A 15558-nucleotide genomic window follows, 5' to 3' on the forward strand; every position below is an offset into this window, starting at 1 on the left:
ATCTCGCCAAAGGCTGCCATCACGGCCACCTCGTTCGGCGTATGGTCGATCCGCCAGCTGAGGATCTTGCCCGAATAGAGGTCCTGATAGGCCACGATCTGCGGCCGCTCGGGCCGGTCCGACCCCGGCCACAGCACGAACACATCGAAGCGGTGGCAGTCGGCGTTCACCGCCTCCATCGCATGCAGCAACGCCTTGCTGCGGATCATCGGGGGATAGCAGCGCTCCAACCCTTCCACACCCGGGCATGGATTTGCACCACCCGGGGCACCTCCTGGTCGAACCGCCGCCGCGCCGTGCGCTCGGGCAGGCAGGCCCAGCCATTGGCCTTCGCCAGCCGCTCCGCATCGCGCCAGCTCTGGCTGAAGCTCGGCCCCCCAAGCCGCAGGTAAAGACCTTTCAGGCGCTCGAACCACTCGGGGTCCAGGGCGACCTTCGTGTCCTTCCGCGCCGCCGCCCGGTGGCGCGGGGCGAGATAGGGCAGCCGGTCGCTGGGCGCCACACCGTCGATCATCCCGAACCAGTCCCAGATCGTGCGCGCGCCCATATCGTGGCCCCGCGCGATCTCCTCAACGGCAAGCGTCTTGGCCGTGCCCAAGCCCGTCAGCGTGTCGACCTCGTCCAGCACCGCCAACCGCCGCCGCGCCTCGGCTTTCACCGCCTCGGGTACGGTTTCGAACCACGCCCAGGCCTCCGCCCGGCCCAGCACCGGCTTGGCCGCGGGCGCGGCCCCGGCCGAGGCCTGCAGCAGCCGCGTCTGCGCGGGCAGCGGGAACAGGCTCCAGTGATACTGCCACCCCGCCACCACGGCCTTGCCGCTGCCTGGAATGCTTGGGATCTGCACGCCAGTTGGCCCGACGGGCCAATGCCTCGACCCCCTGGCGCGAAGCCGGCCAGATCGGGCAACCCTGCCGCGGCGATCTCCGCAGCCGTCCACCACAGTTGGGCAGGCTCCCGGCTCATGCCGCACCGCCTTCCGATGCGTCCGGCAGATCGGCCATGAGCGCGGCCAGATCGTCCGCCCGCTCGCGCACGAACCGCCGCCGCGCGGCCTTGGGCGCCCGCGCCCAGTCCGTCAACAGCTTCTGAAAATGGGTTTCAACGGGGTCTTTCGGGGCACCTCGACGCCGCGATACGCCTTGCGCGCGGCGCTTGCGCTCTTCGCTTCGCCATTCGACAGCGCGATACAGACCTGCGCGCGTTCGTGATCCTCACCGATCTTCCCAATCTCGGTCAGGTCTTTCAGCCGCACCGGGTTGGGCGCGGCCTCCAGCCAGCGCACCTCGTCGCGGTTCAACGCCGCCCCGGCGGCCACGATCTTGCGCACCTGCCGCGGCGTGATCCCAGCTTCTCCGCTGTGACGTCAGCGAAGGAACCGAGTTCCGCGGCTAGCCCTTGCCGCCCGAGCCCACCGGCCACCTGGGCGCGGGTCTCCGGGTGCATCTTCTCGTAGATCCGCTTGCGCTCGGCCAGGAACACAGCGGTGTGCAGCGGCGTCAGTTCCGACCCGGCCAGATTGTCGTCAATCTCCATCACGCGGGCGAAATCGTCGTTGCAGACCCAGATCTTCGCCGGAACCTGCAGCCCTTCGGCGCGGGCGAAGGCCAGCCGGTGACCGCCCGCCATCAACACCAGCTTGCCGCCCCGCTTGCGGCGCACGTCGATCGGGTCCTTGATGTGACCAAGTTCGGCATAAGACGCGCGGATCGCCTCCACCCCTGCGTCAGAAACGGTGCGCAGGCGCGGTCCGTCCTCGATCCCGGCAGGGTCAAGCAGCGTATAGGGCTCCACCAGACGGGCGGTCATTTCGCACCCCCATCCTGCGCGGCCAGCGCCGTTTTCAGTTCTTCCAGCCAGTAGGAAAGCGCCTTCGCGCTGCTCGCGACCAAGGCAAGGTTGAAGGGCAGAACCCCGTCCTGGCCGGGGGCCGACGCGGAACCGGCCAGGACACAGGCCCGCACATGGGCCTCCTCGGCCTTTTCACGAACAATCTTCGCCAGTTCCGGCACACCGGGCGTGTCAGCCATCCTTCGGCTCCTTCAGCATCGTGTAGTAATACCGCCGCGCACCGTTCACCCGGCGCGCGCGGCAATGGATCACCGCGCCGTGCACGCGCAGCTCGGCCACGCAGGCATTCACCGCCATCACCCGCGCGCGCCGCACGATGTCGCGCGTCGTGTGCGGCCGCCCGTCCCTGAGCAGCGCCAGCACGCGCTGCAAACGGGGGGAGGAAAGCGGGGCGGCGTTCATGGCGCTACTCCGGGGCGTGCACGGTCAGCACATCTGGCCCCGCGCTTTTGCGCCGACATTCCGGGCACAGCCGGTTATGCGCGCCCTCGCTGTCGAAGACGTGCCCGCAGCACAGGCAGGGGCGTTTCCTGACCCGCGCGGCCCTCTCTCTCGCGCGCTGGATGTTCTCCATCCGCGCGGCGGCGAGGGCATGGGTGCTATACTGCCCGCCGACGCGCTTGCCGCCGTCGAACACGACATAGCACCCGCCAACCAGTTCGATGCGCAGCTTGCTCATGACTGGAACCCCCAGACGCAGAAGACCAGCCCCGCAACAAACACCGCCAGCGCCACCCCCCCGATCACATCGCCGACCCAGCCGTCCTGCATCCGGTCCGCCCAGGCGACGAAACCGGATACAACTTTCCGCCAGAAACCGGCACGCGCGCTATCATGGGGCGCGCGACTCACCTGACGGAAGGACGGCGTCATGATGCAGACGAAGCTCGAAAACCGGACCCCTGACAGCATGGAGCCGCCGCTCCGGCTGTTTTGGCGCAGCGAACTCTTCGACGAGCTGGCCGCGCTGGAAGACCGGGCCTTCCCCGGCATCCCGATGCCGCGCGCCGAGCCCGACATCGAAGAGGAGGAATGGGAGGACGTCATCGAGCTGTTCCTTGAGGACATCCCCGATGACGCCACCGGCATTCCCGGCGACCTGCCGCCTGTGCCGCCTGCACTCGGCGCGAGAGCGCTTCGCTGGCGGATAAGACAGGCACTATTTGCGCTTGGGCCTCTGCCAGAGCCGGGCACAGCGGCCCATCCCCCAGCAGGCATTCTGCCATCTCTCGCAGTTCTTCTTCCGATGCATGCGAAAGCCAGGCTGTCACTTGTTCTGGGCTGCGCAGATCTTCCCATGGTCTGGGTTCGGGCGACCGATCTGACGGCGATGCCGGCGCCGCAGAAACGCCCCGCGCGGCCGGAATAGCATCGGCCAGCGCAAGCGCCACAAGGCGGGCCCGCACTTCGGCCGTGAAGGGCGAGGGCACCCATTTGAGCGCGCCATCGACCACCCGGACCGGGCGCCAGCGGCCATCGAAAAGCACGAAGCCTTCCAAAACCTCCGCGGCGGCGGCGTCCTGCGCCGGCGCTTCGGGCGCAGGTGCTTCGGGCGCCTTGCTCGGCCTGCGAAAGAACACGGACGCGCTGGAGGTGCCCGTGTCGGCGTCTTTGTTGACCCTGATGCTGTCAACCATGCCTTCAACGAAGGCGGGCGGCGCGGAAATGGTCAGGAGCGCCCCACCGCCCAGTTCAAGACGCACATCCGCTGGCACCTCGGCCGCACGCTCTCGCGCGAAAGCCCGCGCCGCCTCGTTATCGTAAAATCCGGAATATCCAGTCATCACGCCACCTTCGATGTCTTGGGGGAACGGGGGCCGGCCGCGGGATCGAGGCCGGCCATTCAAGATCGTCAGGCCAAAGCGCCGACAGGCGCTCCAGCATGTGTTCGGCGGTGCGCGTCCGCAGGTCGCCCCCTTTTTCCAGGCGGTCGAGCAGGTCACCCTTGCCCGACAGCCGGCGGGAAACGCCCCAATGCGTGATGCCTTCATGTTCGGCCAGACGCGCGCTCAGCGTCAGAATGTTTTCGATTTGCCTGCTCATAGCCGGATAATGGCCTTGTCTGGCCATTATAGTCAAGCCTTAACTGGCTATGGTTTGCCCCACTTCCAGAGTTGGCCTTATTGGGCTACGGTGAGCCTGTGAAAGATATTCTGGATGCCATAGACGCCGCCCTTGCGCGGAAGAACTTGTCTGCTGCCGCGGCTTCAAAAATGGCGGCCGGAAATCCGTCACTCATCAAGAACCTACGAAACAGAAAACCCGACCGGGAACGCCGTCACATCCTTGAGAACCTTGTGGACTTGGCGGACGTCCTCGATCTCGAATTCTACTTCGGCCCTCCGCGCGATCTGATCCCAGCCGAGGCAGCACCCGCAGACCCGGCCGGCCTCCCGGACTATGCGCTCGTTCCATTGCACGACGCATGCGTTGCAGCCGGTGCAGGGTCGGAAAACGGGGGCGAACCCGTCTCTTGCCATATCGCCTTTCAGCGCACCTTCCTGCGCGATCTCGGCGTAACGCCGACGGCCGCGCGGCTTGCCCGTGTCGCGGGCGACAGCATGCAGCCCACGTTGCAGCCCGGCGACATGGTTCTGATTGACACCAGTCGCACGGAAATCCGAAACCGGGGCCGTGGCGAAATACGCCGCCAGCCGCATATCTACGCGTTCCTTGAGGAGGGCGAGGCTCGGGTAAAGCGGATCGACCGGATCGATCGAGATTTGTACGCTGTCCTGTCGGACAACGCAGCGCACGCGCCGGAATACAAGACCGGCGCCTGTTTGCAGGAGATGCACATCATTGGCCAGGTCGCCTGGTTCGGCCGCGCGCTCAGATAGGGAGGCCCCTCATGCCGTACAGACCCCTTGTTCTCGCACTCGCCACCGCAATGGCCACGCCTCCGGTTCTGGCCGCGCCACCCGAATTGCAGGCCGAGCTCGCCGCGGTTCAGGCGCGCGTCGCGGCTTCCGAAATGTTTCTCTGCCGCATCGAGGGTGACGATTATTTATTCCCTTACGTCTTCGCCCGGCATGAGGATGGCACCCTCGGCAACATTGCGCCCTGGGAAGGGGAAACCGGCTGGTTCGGCAAGGGCGTTGCACAACTGACGGGCGGCGACTCGATGTTGGTCATTTCCGAGCGTCAGTACGTGGAAATCCGTCGCGGGCGTCTGCACACCGGCACCTGCGAAAAGGTGACCGACCAGGTGCTGGACCTGCTCGAAGTCCTATACCACACAGAGCCATGGACGACACGCGAGCTGACCGGCCAGGAGTGATCGGCGCCTCGATCTGCCCGAAATCGTTTGCATGTTCGTGCTAGTCTCAGACGGGCTGCGCGCTACGCTTTGTCTATATGTTTCAATGCTTTGCATGGAACATGCAACCCGCCAAGCCACCATGCAAACGCATTTGCATGTTCCGCGGGTTTCACGGCCCCTTCAAGAGCCCCTGAAATGGGCTGAAAGCCCTTGTTTCATTGACGTTGCGGCCCGCCTGCGCACATCTGCGCCCGCGTCGCCCTTAGGCCCCGGACTGCCCCGTTTCGCCTGTCACTGCGGACAACGCACCCGCCCCCGTCCAGCCCGGCCGCAACCCGTTATGCCCCTGATATCTAAGGCCCATCCGGCTTAGTCCGTCATCCCCCGAGGTCTTCCGACATCCTGCAGATATCCGTGTCAAACAACAGCCGTGAAGCACGCATTCCCACCGGACCGCAGATGCGCCAGTCCCCGGTCGGGACGACGGCGCCATGGCTTTACATACTTGGGAATTGTGGCGGAGAGACAGGGATTCGAACCCTGGGATCCCGTGAAGGATCAACGGTTTTCGAGACCGCCCCGTTCGACCACTCCGGCACCTCTCCGCTATAGGGTGGTCTGTGTCGCGGTGGTGTAGTGGTAACGGCATCGGGGCGCAACTTCTTTTTCCATAGACTGAAGGGCAAACCTCCCGGTTTTTGGGCAGGCGTTGGGGCGCCGTGGCAGCTTTGGAACAGTGACCGGCAGGGGCCGGGGCTGGGGTATGGCCGACGGCTCTGTCCATTGCCGCATCTTTCAGCAGAGTGCCAAAATTCGAACAATAGGGAGCAGGGCCCCTCTTGCGCATTTTCCGGACCCTTCCCATGATCGCGCAGGGCAGGGAGGTTGAGGCAAGAGAATGGCTGATGCGCGCGCAAGGCCAAGGCGGAATCGAAGCGAGGCACTCAGCGGCTATGCGCTGGTCTCGCCGCCGTTCCTGTACGCGCTTCTGCTGCTGGCCGCGCCGCTTGGGGCGATTTTCGTCTTCAGTTTCTGGACGCAGGATTACCTGACGCTCGACCGGACCTTCACGCTTGCCAATTATCGTGAGGCGCTGACAGAGCCGCTTTACGGTCAGCTTCTGCTGCGGTCGCTGCTGATCTCTGGCGCGGTGACGCTGGCGACCGTTCTGACGGCGTTTCCCATCGCCTATTACGTGTCGTTCCATGTGGCGCCGGAACGAAAATCCATGTGGATCTTTCTGATCACCATCCCGTTCTGGACGTCCTACCTGATCCGGGTTTTCCTCTGGAAGGTCATCCTGGGCTTCAACGGGGTGATCAACACAACGCTGCAAGGGCTTGGATTGATTGAGGAACCTTTGCGCTTCATCCTGTATAACGCCAATGCGGTGGTGATCACGCTCGCCCATGCCTTCGCGCCCTTCGCGATCCTGCCGATCTTCGTGGCGCTGGAAAAGATCGACCGGTCGCTGCTGGAGGCCAGCCGCGATCTGGGGGAAAGCCATCTGACGACCTTCTGGCGGGTGACGCTGCCGCTGGCGATGCCGGGGGTGGTGGCCGCGGTGCTGATCGTGTTCATCCCGACCATCGGTGACTATGTGACGCCGCGACTGGTTGGCGGGCCCAACGGGCTGATGATCGCCAACATGATCCAGACGCAGTTCCTGAAGCTGAACAACGCCCCGATGGGGGCGGCGCTGGCGGTTCTGGCGATGGCGATGGTGACTGCCGTTGCGCTGATCTTCCTGTTCCTGAACCGGCGTTTCCTGAAAGGGCGGTCATGACCCCGCTGCGCCTTTACGCCATCCTGTATCTGGTGTTCCTCTATGCGCCGATTGTCCTGCTGCCGGTGTTTGCGTTCAACGATGGCACGGTGATCGCGTTTCCCCTGCGCGGCTTTACTTTGGAGTGGTTCCGGCAACTGGCAGAGATCCCGGCGCTGCATGCCGCGGTGCTGAACAGTCTGGCGATTGCCATCATCTCGGCCTTCATCGCGACGCTGCTGGGCATCTGCGCCGCACGGGCCGGGACGCGCTATGCCTTTCCCGGCAAGAAGGGGATCCTGGGCCTGATCATGCTGCCGCTGGTCCTGCCGGAGATCATCGTGGCGGTGTCGCTTCTGGTGGTGCTGCTGCAACTGGGTCTGCCTTTGGGCATGTGGACGGTGATCCTTGGCCATGTGCTGATCTGTACGCCGTTTTCCATCGCGATCCTGAATTCCGCCTTCCAAAGCCTGGATCGGTCGTTGGAAGAGGCGGCCGTCGATCTGGGCGAAACCCGGTGGTCGAGTTTCCGTCTGGTGATCCTGCCCCTGGTCATGCCGGGGATCATTTCGTCCCTTCTGATCGCCTTCACGATCTCGCTGGACGAGTTCATCATTGCCTTCTTCCTGACCGGGACGGATCCGACCCTGCCGGTCTATCTTTGGGGGCAGCTTCGGTTTCCGCAGAAGATCCCCGTCGTGATGGCGCTGGGAACGCTGCTTGTTCTGGTCTCGGTGATCCTGTTGACCGTGGCCGAGTATTTCCGCCGCCGGGGGGCTGCGCGCACCGGCCAGAAAGACGCGGGAGGCTTTCTTTGAGCGATACTGTGGGTCTCAGCCGGCCGATCATCGAACTCGATGCGGTCGAGAAATACTATGGCGACTATCACGCGCTGCGGGGGATCACGGCCAATATCCGGCGGGGGGAGTTCTTCTCTCTTCTCGGCCCCTCCGGCTGTGGCAAGACCACGCTTCTGCGCTGCATCGCGGGGTTCGAGGACCTGTCGCTGGGGCGGCTGTCCATCGACGGGCGCGACATGAAAGGGGTGCCGGCCAACAAGCGGCCGACCAATATGGTGTTCCAGTCCTATGCCATCTTTCCCCATCTGACCGTGGCCGAGAATGTGGGCTTTGGCCTGCGCCGTCTGACCCTGACCAATGCGGACCGCGCCGCGCTGGTGGAAGGGGCGCTGACCATGGTCGGGCTGGGCGGCTATGGCGCGCGCGCCGCCCATGCCCTGTCGGGCGGGCAGCGGCAGCGGGTGGCCCTGGCGCGGGCGCTGATCCTCAAGCCCAAGGTCCTGCTGCTGGATGAGCCGCTGTCGGCGCTGGACAAGAAACTGCGCGAGCAGATGCAACTGGAACTGCGCCGGTTGCAGCGCCAGGTCGGCATCACCTTCGTGCTGGTCACACATGATCAGGAAGAGGCGCTGATCATGTCCGACCGGATCGCCGTGATGTTCGAGGGGCAGATCGCGCAGATGGATACGCCGCAGATGCTTTACCGTCGCCCCGTCAGCCGCCAGGTGGGGGAGTTCATCGGGGTGATGAACTTCCTGCCCGCAACGGCCACGCAGGACGGCGACGAGATCACGGTGGAGGCCGCGGGGCTGGGCCGCGCCGTGATCGGCCCCGACCAGATGCCGGGCGGCATCCATGCGGGGCAGGCGGCCAGCGTTGGCATCCGCCCCGAAACCATGTCGATCCTGTTCCCGGGCGAGACGACGGACGGGCGCGTGGCCACGGGGATCGTCGAGGATTTGGCCTATTACGGCGACATGACCTATTACGAGGTCGGTCTGGACGGGGTGGAAAAGCCGCTGACGATTTCCATGAAGAACCTTGTCGGCCGGCCCGTTCTGGACCGCGGGGCAGAGGCGCGGGTGGCGTGGGACGCGCGCTCTCTGGTGCTGTTCGCGTAGCGGCGCTGTTCAGCGGCGCGAGCCTTCGGCGCAGGTTTGCAGGCGGCCTGGGGCGTTGGGCTGTGTTACACTTGAAAAAAGTCTAGCGCGCGACTGGAGCCCCCGATGTCTTATCCGATCCCGGATCTCAGCCATATTCCGGCCATGCCCCGCCTGCCGGTCGTCGGCAACAGCCTTGAGGTTGTGCGCGATCCCTATGGCTTTCACCAGAAGGCGCGCGACAGGCTGGGGCCGGTCTATCGGTTTCACTTTCTGGGGCGCGATGTCGTCTGCGCGCATGGCGCCGAGGTGCTGGAACAGGCGCTGCTGAACCGTGAGGGACGGTTTTCCAATGTCCTCGGCTGGCAGGTGATCGAAGACCTGTTCAGCGGCGGGTTGATGCTGCGCGACGGGGCGGATCACCGGGCGCATCGGCGCATGCTGCAGCCGGCCTTCCGGGCGGATGTGATGCGCAATGCGTTGACGTTGCTGGTGGACCGCTTGCAGGCGGCCATCGCGTCATGGCCGGTCGGGCAGCCGTTTTCGTTCTATACAGAGTTCCGGGGACTTGCCCGGGCCATCGCCGCCGAGGTGTTCATGGGCATCACCGACCCGGCAGAGGCCGACCGGATCGGGCGTGCCTTCCTTGACATGCTGGATGCGTCGGCCGCGCCGATCCGGCGCCCGTTGCCCTTTACCCGCATGCGCCGCGGAATCCGGGCACGGCGTGAACTGCGCGACATTTTCGAAGGTCTTATCGATGAACGCCGTACCGGTAAGGGGCGCGACCTGTTCTCTGAACTCTGCCGCCTGAAGACCGAGGATGGCGACTGGATCGAGAAGGACGTGCTGGTCGATCATTTCAACTTTTTCCTGTTCGCCGCGTTCGACACCGCGACCACCAGCATCTCCGCCATGGTCGACCAGCTTTCCCAGCATCCCGACTGGCAGGAGGCGATGGCAGCCGAGGTGGCGACCCTTGACGGCGATCTCAGCCTGGAGGCGCTGGACCGGCTGGACGTGACCGAACGCGTGTTGAAGGAGGCCATCCGCCTGATGCCGCCCGTGCCGTTCCTGCCGCGCGGGGTGGTCGATGGCTTCGAGCATGACGGCCACCGCTTGCCGAAAGGCACGCCCCTGACCGTCTGCCCCGGCCTCGTGATGATCGACCCCGAGATCTGGAGTGACCCGCTGGCCTTCGATCCCGACAGGTTCAGCAGCAACCGGGCCGAGGATCAGCGCCACGCCTATGCCTGGGCGCCCTTTGGGGGCGGTATTCACAAGTGTCTCGGGATGAATTTCGCGATCATGGAGGCCAAGGCGTTCTTTGCCTGCCTGCTGCCGCGCTATCGCATCGCGCCGCGCGCGCCCGCGAAATGGCGGCGCCTGCCGATCCCGAGCCCGACCGACGGGTTGCAGGTCACGCTTCGGCCCGCGTCTGCGTGAGGCCCGGCCCCTATTCTTCGGCGGGGATCAACCCAAGCCCGCGCAGGTAGATGCCGATGCCGCTTTCCAGAAGATCCTCGGGGGAAAACGGTGTGCGGGCGCCGGGGGCGCCGCGGGTGTAAAGCTCCACCACGCCGTGGCTGAGCGCCCAGATATGGGCAGAGACCATCGCGACGGGCGGGCGTTTGTCGGCCGGGATGTGGTCGGACAGATCGCGCGCCGCCCGTTCCAGCACATCGCTTGCCCGTTGGGCGACCGCGCACAAATCGGCATTGGCGTTCAGCGACAGGCCGGATTCGAACATCGCCATGTAGTGGCCGGGAAATTTCTGCGCAAAGGCCAGATAGGCCCGCCCCGTCGCCTCTAGACTGGCAAGGGCCGAGGGCTGCCCGGTCTCATAGGCATGTTCGATCAGGTCGGCGAAGATCACGAACCCCTGCCGGGCGCATTCCGCGATCAGGTCTTCGCGTCCCTGGAAATGGCGATAGACGGCGGCGGGGGTGACGCCCGCGGCCTTGGCGGCCTCGGTCAGGGTAAAGCCTTGGGGGCTTTTCTCGCGGATCAGGACAAGCGCGGCATCGACCAGCGCCTGTTTCAGGTTGCCGTGATGATAGCCGCGCTTAGACATTCCAGATTTCGGGGCCGCCGCAGATTCTGGGATCGGGGTCGGCGACAACCGCGTGGTCCTTGCCCTTGTATTCCACCCGGGACAGCACACGCCGGATCGCGGCAAGCCGGGCCCGGCGCTTGTCGTCAGAGCGGATAACGCTCCACGGTGCCGGGCCGGAATGGGTACGGGCAAAGGTTTCGCGGATTGCGGCGGAATAGCGGTCCCAACGGCGCAGGCCCTCGACATCGACCCAGCTGAGTTTCCACTGCTTCAACGGATCGCGTTCGCGCTTGAGGAAGCGGCGCAACTGTTCGGCCCGGCCGACGCTGAGCCAGAGCTTGACCAGCACGATCCCCTCATCGACCATCATCTTTTCGAAATCGGGGACCTGCGCAAAGAAGTGTTCCCGCTCCTCGGTCGTGCAGAAGTCGAACACATGTTCGACCACGGCGCGGTTGTACCATGACCGGTCGAACAGGACGATTTCGCCGCCCGAGGGCATGTGCGGCACGTAGCGCTGGAAATACCATTGCGACTTTTCCCGGTCAGACGGGGCGGGCAGGGCGACGACACGGGCGACCCGCGGGTTCAGGTTTTCCCTGAACCGCTTGATCGTGCCGCCCTTTCCCGCCGCATCGCGGCCCTCGAACAGGATGGCGATGCGTTTTCGGGTGGCCTTCACATCGGCCTGAAGCTTCACGAGTTCGATTTGCAGGGCGTCCAGCTGGTCGGAATAGTCGTCCCCGTTCATCCGCGCATCGTAAGGATAGCCATCGGCCAGAATGTCGTTCTTGCCCGCGTCCCGGATGGCGAGGCGCACCTCTTCCGGGGCTTCGGTTTCGAAATACTTGGTGATCTCTCCGTCGAACGGCAGGTCCTTCATGTGCCAAGCCCTTTCTTTTGCCCGCCAGTATGGTCATCGCCGGCCAGGGCGCAATCCGGCGCGATGCGCTGCGCGCCGAATGATCGCGACCACCCGGTCAAGGCGGACATGGTGGGGCATGTGCCCCACGCCCGGCAGCAGGGTCAGGCGGGCATCGGGCAGGGTGTCGGCAAACGGCGCGGCATGGCGTGCGGACGGAACGATCCTGTCGGCGGTGCCGTGGACGACCTCCACAGGTATGGCGACGCGCGGGTACTGCGCCGCTTGCGCGATGATGTGGGGTTTCAGGATCGCGATCTGGCGGGCATTCGCGCGGATGATCGAAGGCTGAAGCGCGAGATCGACGCCGACATGCGCGGCATAGCCCGGGGGCACGGCTTGCGGGGCAAAGAAGATGCGGACGGCCTTGGCAGCGGTTTGTCGCGGGACAAGGGCGGACAGCAGCGGTGCTAGGGTCGCGCCGCCCAGATCGCTGGACAGGATCGGATTGAGGGGGCCGAGCCCACCGGGCCAAGGCATGGTGACACCCGACAGCGTGACCGCGGCGGCCACGCGTTGCGGGTGGTAGACCGCCCATGCCATCGCCACGGCGGCCCCATAGGAATGACCCAGAACAATGGCCCGGCGCACGCCAAACTGGGCCGCGGCGGCATCCAGAAGCGCCGCCTGTTCCGCGGGGCTTTCGCCCTCGGGGTCGATACTGTCGGAATAGCCCAGTCCGGGCCGGTCAAAGGCGATGGTGCGAAAGCCACCCGACAGCCGACCCACAAGATCGAAGGTGAAATCCCGCAGATTGGCCGACGCGCCGTGGAGCAGGATCACGTCCGGCCCGCGCCCCGCGACATGCACATGAACCTTGTGTCCCTGCACAAGCATCATCCGCCCGGCCACGGGATAGGCAGACAACAGGTTTTGCCCCCGAAGCGCGGGGGAGCAGGCCCCAAGCATGAAGGCCGCGCCAAGGCCCAGCACGTGACGCCGGGACAGGCCGCTGGGCGGTTGGTCAAGCTTTGTCATCTCGGGACGAGACGCAGGCCCGGGCTCGGACGTCTCCACCACCCGGCCTCAGGCGGCGGTGCGCATGCCTGCGCGCTCTGCCGCACGATGGATCGCCGACACGGCGATATCGGGGCGCACGTGATGGGGCATGTGGCCCAGGCCTTCCAGTTCGGTCAGATGCGCGGTGGGCACCAGATCGACGAACGGCCTTGCATGCACGTCGATGGGCACGATCTCATCCGCGGTGCCGTGCACGATCTCGATGGGCATGTGCAGTTCGCCGTAGCGGGCCGCCATTTCGCGGATATGCGGTTTCAGCCCGTTCACCTGCCGCGTGTTGGAGCGGATCGTGTCGGGGCGCAGGCTCAACTCGATCCCGACATGGTCGGTATAGCCCTCGGGCACCGGGTCGGGGTCGAAGATACGCTCGATGGTCTGATGGGCCAGAAAGCGCGGCGCGAAGGCAGAGATCATCGGCACGATGAAGGCGCCGCCGAAATCCGACGCCGCAAGTTCGTACCAAGGGCCAAGACCGCCTTCCCAAGGCAGGGCCGCCCCGGCCAGCGACACGATGGCGGCGGCCCGGTCGGGGAAGTCGAGCCCCCAGGCCAGCGCAACGCAGCCGCCGAAGGAATGGCCGACCAGCACCGCGGGACCAAGGCCCAGTTCACGGGCCGCGGCCTCAAGCACATTGGCCTGCTCGGCCGGGCTTTCACCATTGGGATGCAGGGGATCGGTATGCCCAAGGCCGGGACGATCAAAGGCGGTGACGCGAAACGCGCTTGTCAGTCGCCCAAGCAGGTCGAATGTGAAATCCCGCGTGTTTCCCCCGGCCCCGTGCAGCAGGATCACATCCGGTCCGTTGCCTTCCTGATGGGCGTGTACCTGAATGCCGTCGATGTCCAGCAACGGGCCGGTGGGGGGATAGTCTTCAACCATGCGGTGTCGTTCCGATCTTCTCGATATCAAACGGGGTGGTCTGGTAAATCTGGTTGATCCAGTTGCCGTAGAGCAGATGGGCGTGGCTGCGCCAGCGGTTCTTGGGCGCGCGCGCCGGATCGTCGTCGGGGTAGTAGTTCACGGGCACATTGATCGCCGTCCCGTTGGCGACGTCACGGTCATATTCCTGTTTCAGCGTATCGCTGTCGTATTCAAAGTGATTGAAAATATAAAGCGCGCGGTGGTCGGGGTCTTCCACAAGGCAAGGGCCGACCTCGTCGCTGCCCAGAAGCGTCACAAGCCCGTCTGCGGCGTCGATCTCGTCCTGCCGCATTTCCGTCCACCGGCTGACCGGGATCACGAAGTCATCGGAAAAGCCGCGCAGATAGGGGGAGGCGGGCATCAGGTTCCGCTGGCGGAAACAGCCGAACGCCTTGTGGTCCAGCATGTGTTTCTGCACGCCGTGAAAGTGGTTGATCATCGCCATGCCGCCCCAGCACACCCCGAAGGTGGAATGGACGTTGGTCTGCGTCCAGTCCATCACGCGCACGAGTTCGTCCCAATAGGTGACCTCGGCGAAATCCAGATGCTCGATCGGGGCGCCGGTGATGATGAAGCCGTCGAACCTGTCGCCGCTCGCCTCGACCTCGGCAAAAGGGCGATAGAACGCCTCCATATGCTCGGCGTTGGTGTTCCGGGTCTTGTGTTCGGTCATGCGGATCAGGCTGAGCTCGATCTGCAGGGGGGTGGCCCCGATCAGACGGGCGAACTGGGTCTCCGTCTGAATCTTCTTCGGCATCAGGTTCAGCAGGCCGATATGGAGGGGCCGGATATCCTGCCGCAGCGCCTCCTCTTCGCCCACGACCATGACCCCTTCACGGGTCAGAACTTCGTAGGCGGGCAGGTCGGAGGGTATCTTGATGGGCATCAGGGGCTGGGTCTCGGCGCGAAGTGGACAGATAGGCGGGTTTTCACCGCGCCTCAAGGGCGCGGCCGATAAGCGCGACGAAATCGTCCGGGGAGGACACTTTGGCAACATCTTCCGCCCGGACCTTTACGCCCCAGTTGCGGGCCATGGCGGCATAGCGCGGCTGCCGGTGGGCCAGCGCACGGGCATAGGTCCAGCGGACGAACGCATCGGGGTCGACATCCTGTTCGGCGATGCCTTTTTCCGACAGGTATTCAGACCAGGCGGCATGCAGGAAATCGGGCTGGTAATACATCGGCTTCGGCGCGCGGTCGAAGCGGCGGACCAGTTCGGCGGTGTGTGCCTCTGCCCCTTCGATCCAGACCAGAAGCAGGTTTTCCGACAGCGTGCGCAGAACCCTGTCCTCGGGATCGTCGGGATCGACGACCTCGCAGATCGAGCCACCGGAATCGCAGACGAAATTACCGTAGCCGTAAAGCTCCACCGCGCGTTCCATGAAGTGGATGGTGTCCAGCAAGGCGCTGATCTCGGCCTCGCGGTGCTGTTCCTGCCGACGCATGTATTCGTCAAAGGGCAGGCCGCCCATTTCGGGGGCGCCGGGTTTGCCCAGATAGGTCGACAGGGGGGCAAGGTTGTCGAAGGTGATGTTGGACGCGATGTAGACGCTGTCGGTCAGCAGCAACTCCCGCAAAAGCGGCACCTTCATCGCTTCACGTTTGAAGTTGTCGGCGATGAACTCGCCCATGTAGCGGGTGCCGATCCGGTAATCGACCGAATAGTGGAACCAGTCGCCCTGCGTGCGCAGCGTGTTGGAGACATGGGTCTTGCCCAGTCCGGACATGCCGAACAGCAGAACCCTTTTGTCCTGCGCCTCAAGCCAGTCGCGCGCCGATCCATACAGCATGTCACGCCCCTTCGTGCCTTCCGGCCACTGGTAGCCAGCACCGCGCGGGCGGTCAAACGAAACCGCCCGGCCTG

The 15558-nt window shown here is 64.9% G+C and carries 21 protein-coding genes, 1 tRNA gene and 1 pseudogene; 7 read left to right on the forward strand and 16 right to left on the reverse strand.

Annotated features, from left to right (window positions below):
• Positions 1–41: 41 nt before the first annotated feature.
• From RGUI_RS22445 to RGUI_RS00030, 8 genes and pseudogenes are all read right to left on the reverse strand, one after another.
• Positions 42–209 (reverse strand): annotated as a pseudogene (locus RGUI_RS22445) (transposase domain-containing protein); the annotation flags it as partial.
• Positions 206–844, reverse strand: a complete 639-nt coding sequence (locus tag RGUI_RS00005; protein ID WP_081531174.1) for a DNA-binding domain-containing protein — start codon at positions 842–844, stop codon at positions 206–208. The pseudogene RGUI_RS22445 and the gene RGUI_RS00005, both read right to left, overlap by 4 nt.
• A gap of 231 nt (positions 845–1075) precedes the next feature.
• On the reverse strand, positions 1076–1327 hold the full coding sequence (locus RGUI_RS21965; protein WP_253798657.1) for a hypothetical protein: 252 nt from the start codon (positions 1325–1327) through the stop codon (positions 1076–1078).
• Positions 1294–1806 carry a hypothetical protein gene (locus RGUI_RS21970; RefSeq protein ID WP_253798660.1) on the reverse strand — a complete coding sequence of 171 codons (513 nt, stop codon included), beginning with the start codon at positions 1804–1806 and terminating at the stop codon, positions 1294–1296. The genes RGUI_RS21965 and RGUI_RS21970 overlap by 34 nt, the downstream gene beginning before the upstream one ends.
• Entirely contained in the window at positions 1803–2027 is a 225-nt protein-coding gene (locus RGUI_RS00015; RefSeq protein ID WP_081531175.1) for a hypothetical protein, read from the reverse strand. The genes RGUI_RS21970 and RGUI_RS00015 overlap by 4 nt, the downstream gene beginning before the upstream one ends.
• A complete protein-coding gene (locus RGUI_RS00020; protein ID WP_081531176.1) occupies positions 2020–2250 on the reverse strand; it encodes a hypothetical protein in 231 nt (76 codons plus the stop codon). Before RGUI_RS00020 ends, RGUI_RS00015 begins: the two co-directional genes overlap by 8 nt.
• A gap of 4 nt (positions 2251–2254) precedes the next feature.
• On the reverse strand, positions 2255–2527 hold the full coding sequence (locus RGUI_RS00025; protein ID WP_081531177.1) for a hypothetical protein: 273 nt from the start codon (positions 2525–2527) through the stop codon (positions 2255–2257).
• Entirely contained in the window at positions 2524–2721 is a 198-nt protein-coding gene (locus RGUI_RS00030; protein ID WP_081531178.1) for a hypothetical protein, read from the reverse strand. The genes RGUI_RS00025 and RGUI_RS00030 overlap by 4 nt, the downstream gene beginning before the upstream one ends.
• On the opposite strand from RGUI_RS00030, the gene RGUI_RS00035 reads away from it, so the two are divergent.
• The gene (locus tag RGUI_RS00035; RefSeq protein WP_081531179.1) at positions 2720–3217 is read left to right on the forward strand and encodes a hypothetical protein; all 498 of its coding nucleotides are present in this window, start codon (positions 2720–2722) and stop codon (positions 3215–3217) included. The genes RGUI_RS00030 and RGUI_RS00035 overlap by 2 nt on opposite strands.
• A gap of 386 nt (positions 3218–3603) precedes the next feature.
• Here the strand turns inward: RGUI_RS00035 and RGUI_RS00040 are convergent, their stop codons facing one another.
• A complete protein-coding gene (locus RGUI_RS00040; RefSeq protein WP_156882819.1) occupies positions 3604–3918 on the reverse strand; it encodes a hypothetical protein in 315 nt (104 codons plus the stop codon).
• 71 nt (positions 3919–3989) lie between these two features.
• Here RGUI_RS00040 and RGUI_RS00045 point away from each other — a divergent pair, with 71 nt between their 5' ends.
• Both RGUI_RS00045 and RGUI_RS00050 read left to right on the forward strand, forming a co-directional pair.
• Positions 3990–4688: a S24 family peptidase gene (locus RGUI_RS00045; protein WP_156882820.1), complete on the forward strand. Its 699-nt coding sequence runs from the start codon at positions 3990–3992 to the stop codon at positions 4686–4688.
• 50 nt (positions 4689–4738) lie between these two features.
• Positions 4739–5128: a hypothetical protein gene (locus RGUI_RS00050; RefSeq protein WP_081531182.1), complete on the forward strand. Its 390-nt coding sequence runs from the start codon at positions 4739–4741 to the stop codon at positions 5126–5128.
• 497 nt (positions 5129–5625) lie between these two features.
• Here RGUI_RS00050 and RGUI_RS00055 read toward each other — a convergent pair.
• Positions 5626–5715, reverse strand: a tRNA-Ser gene (locus tag RGUI_RS00055).
• A 293-nt stretch (positions 5716–6008) separates the two neighbouring features.
• On the opposite strand from RGUI_RS00055, the gene RGUI_RS00060 reads away from it, so the two are divergent.
• The 4 genes from RGUI_RS00060 (at position 6009) to RGUI_RS00075 (ending at position 10221) form a co-directional block, all read left to right on the forward strand.
• A complete protein-coding gene (locus tag RGUI_RS00060; protein ID WP_081531183.1) occupies positions 6009–6896 on the forward strand; it encodes an ABC transporter permease in 888 nt (295 codons plus the stop codon).
• Positions 6893–7693 carry an ABC transporter permease gene (locus RGUI_RS00065; RefSeq protein ID WP_081531184.1) on the forward strand — a complete coding sequence of 267 codons (801 nt, stop codon included), beginning with the start codon at positions 6893–6895 and terminating at the stop codon, positions 7691–7693. The genes RGUI_RS00060 and RGUI_RS00065 overlap by 4 nt, the downstream gene beginning before the upstream one ends.
• Complete coding sequence (locus RGUI_RS00070; protein ID WP_253798664.1) at positions 7690–8796, forward strand: ABC transporter ATP-binding protein; 1107 nt, start codon at positions 7690–7692, stop codon at positions 8794–8796. The genes RGUI_RS00065 and RGUI_RS00070 overlap by 4 nt, the downstream gene beginning before the upstream one ends.
• 105 nt (positions 8797–8901) lie before the next feature.
• The gene (locus tag RGUI_RS00075) at positions 8902–10221 is read left to right on the forward strand and encodes a cytochrome P450 (RefSeq protein WP_081531185.1); all 1320 of its coding nucleotides are present in this window, start codon (positions 8902–8904) and stop codon (positions 10219–10221) included.
• A 10-nt stretch (positions 10222–10231) separates the two neighbouring features.
• Here RGUI_RS00075 and RGUI_RS00080 read toward each other — a convergent pair whose 3' ends face one another.
• From RGUI_RS00080 to RGUI_RS00105, 6 genes are read right to left on the reverse strand one after another with little or no spacing between them, the layout of a single operon-like run.
• Entirely contained in the window at positions 10232–10849 is a 618-nt protein-coding gene (locus RGUI_RS00080; RefSeq protein WP_081531186.1) for a TetR/AcrR family transcriptional regulator, read from the reverse strand.
• Complete coding sequence (ppk2, locus tag RGUI_RS00085; RefSeq protein ID WP_081531187.1) at positions 10842–11714, reverse strand: polyphosphate kinase 2; 873 nt, start codon at positions 11712–11714, stop codon at positions 10842–10844. Before ppk2 ends, RGUI_RS00080 begins: the two co-directional genes overlap by 8 nt.
• 33 nt (positions 11715–11747) lie before the next feature.
• A complete protein-coding gene (locus RGUI_RS00090) occupies positions 11748–12731 on the reverse strand; it encodes an alpha/beta fold hydrolase (RefSeq protein WP_253798679.1) in 984 nt (327 codons plus the stop codon).
• Between the two features lie 48 nt (positions 12732–12779).
• The gene (locus RGUI_RS00095) at positions 12780–13652 is read right to left on the reverse strand and encodes an alpha/beta fold hydrolase (RefSeq protein ID WP_081531188.1); all 873 of its coding nucleotides are present in this window, start codon (positions 13650–13652) and stop codon (positions 12780–12782) included.
• A complete protein-coding gene (metA, locus tag RGUI_RS00100) occupies positions 13645–14580 on the reverse strand; it encodes a homoserine O-succinyltransferase (protein WP_081531189.1) in 936 nt (311 codons plus the stop codon). The genes RGUI_RS00095 and metA overlap by 8 nt, the downstream gene beginning before the upstream one ends.
• Positions 14581–14623: 43 nt before the next feature.
• Positions 14624–15484, reverse strand: a complete 861-nt coding sequence (locus tag RGUI_RS00105; protein WP_081531190.1) for an ATPase — start codon at positions 15482–15484, stop codon at positions 14624–14626.
• Between the last annotated feature and the right edge of the window lie 74 nt (positions 15485–15558).

Source organism: Rhodovulum sp. P5, from assembly GCF_002079305.1.
Lineage (GTDB): Bacteria > Pseudomonadota > Alphaproteobacteria > Rhodobacterales > Rhodobacteraceae > Rhodovulum.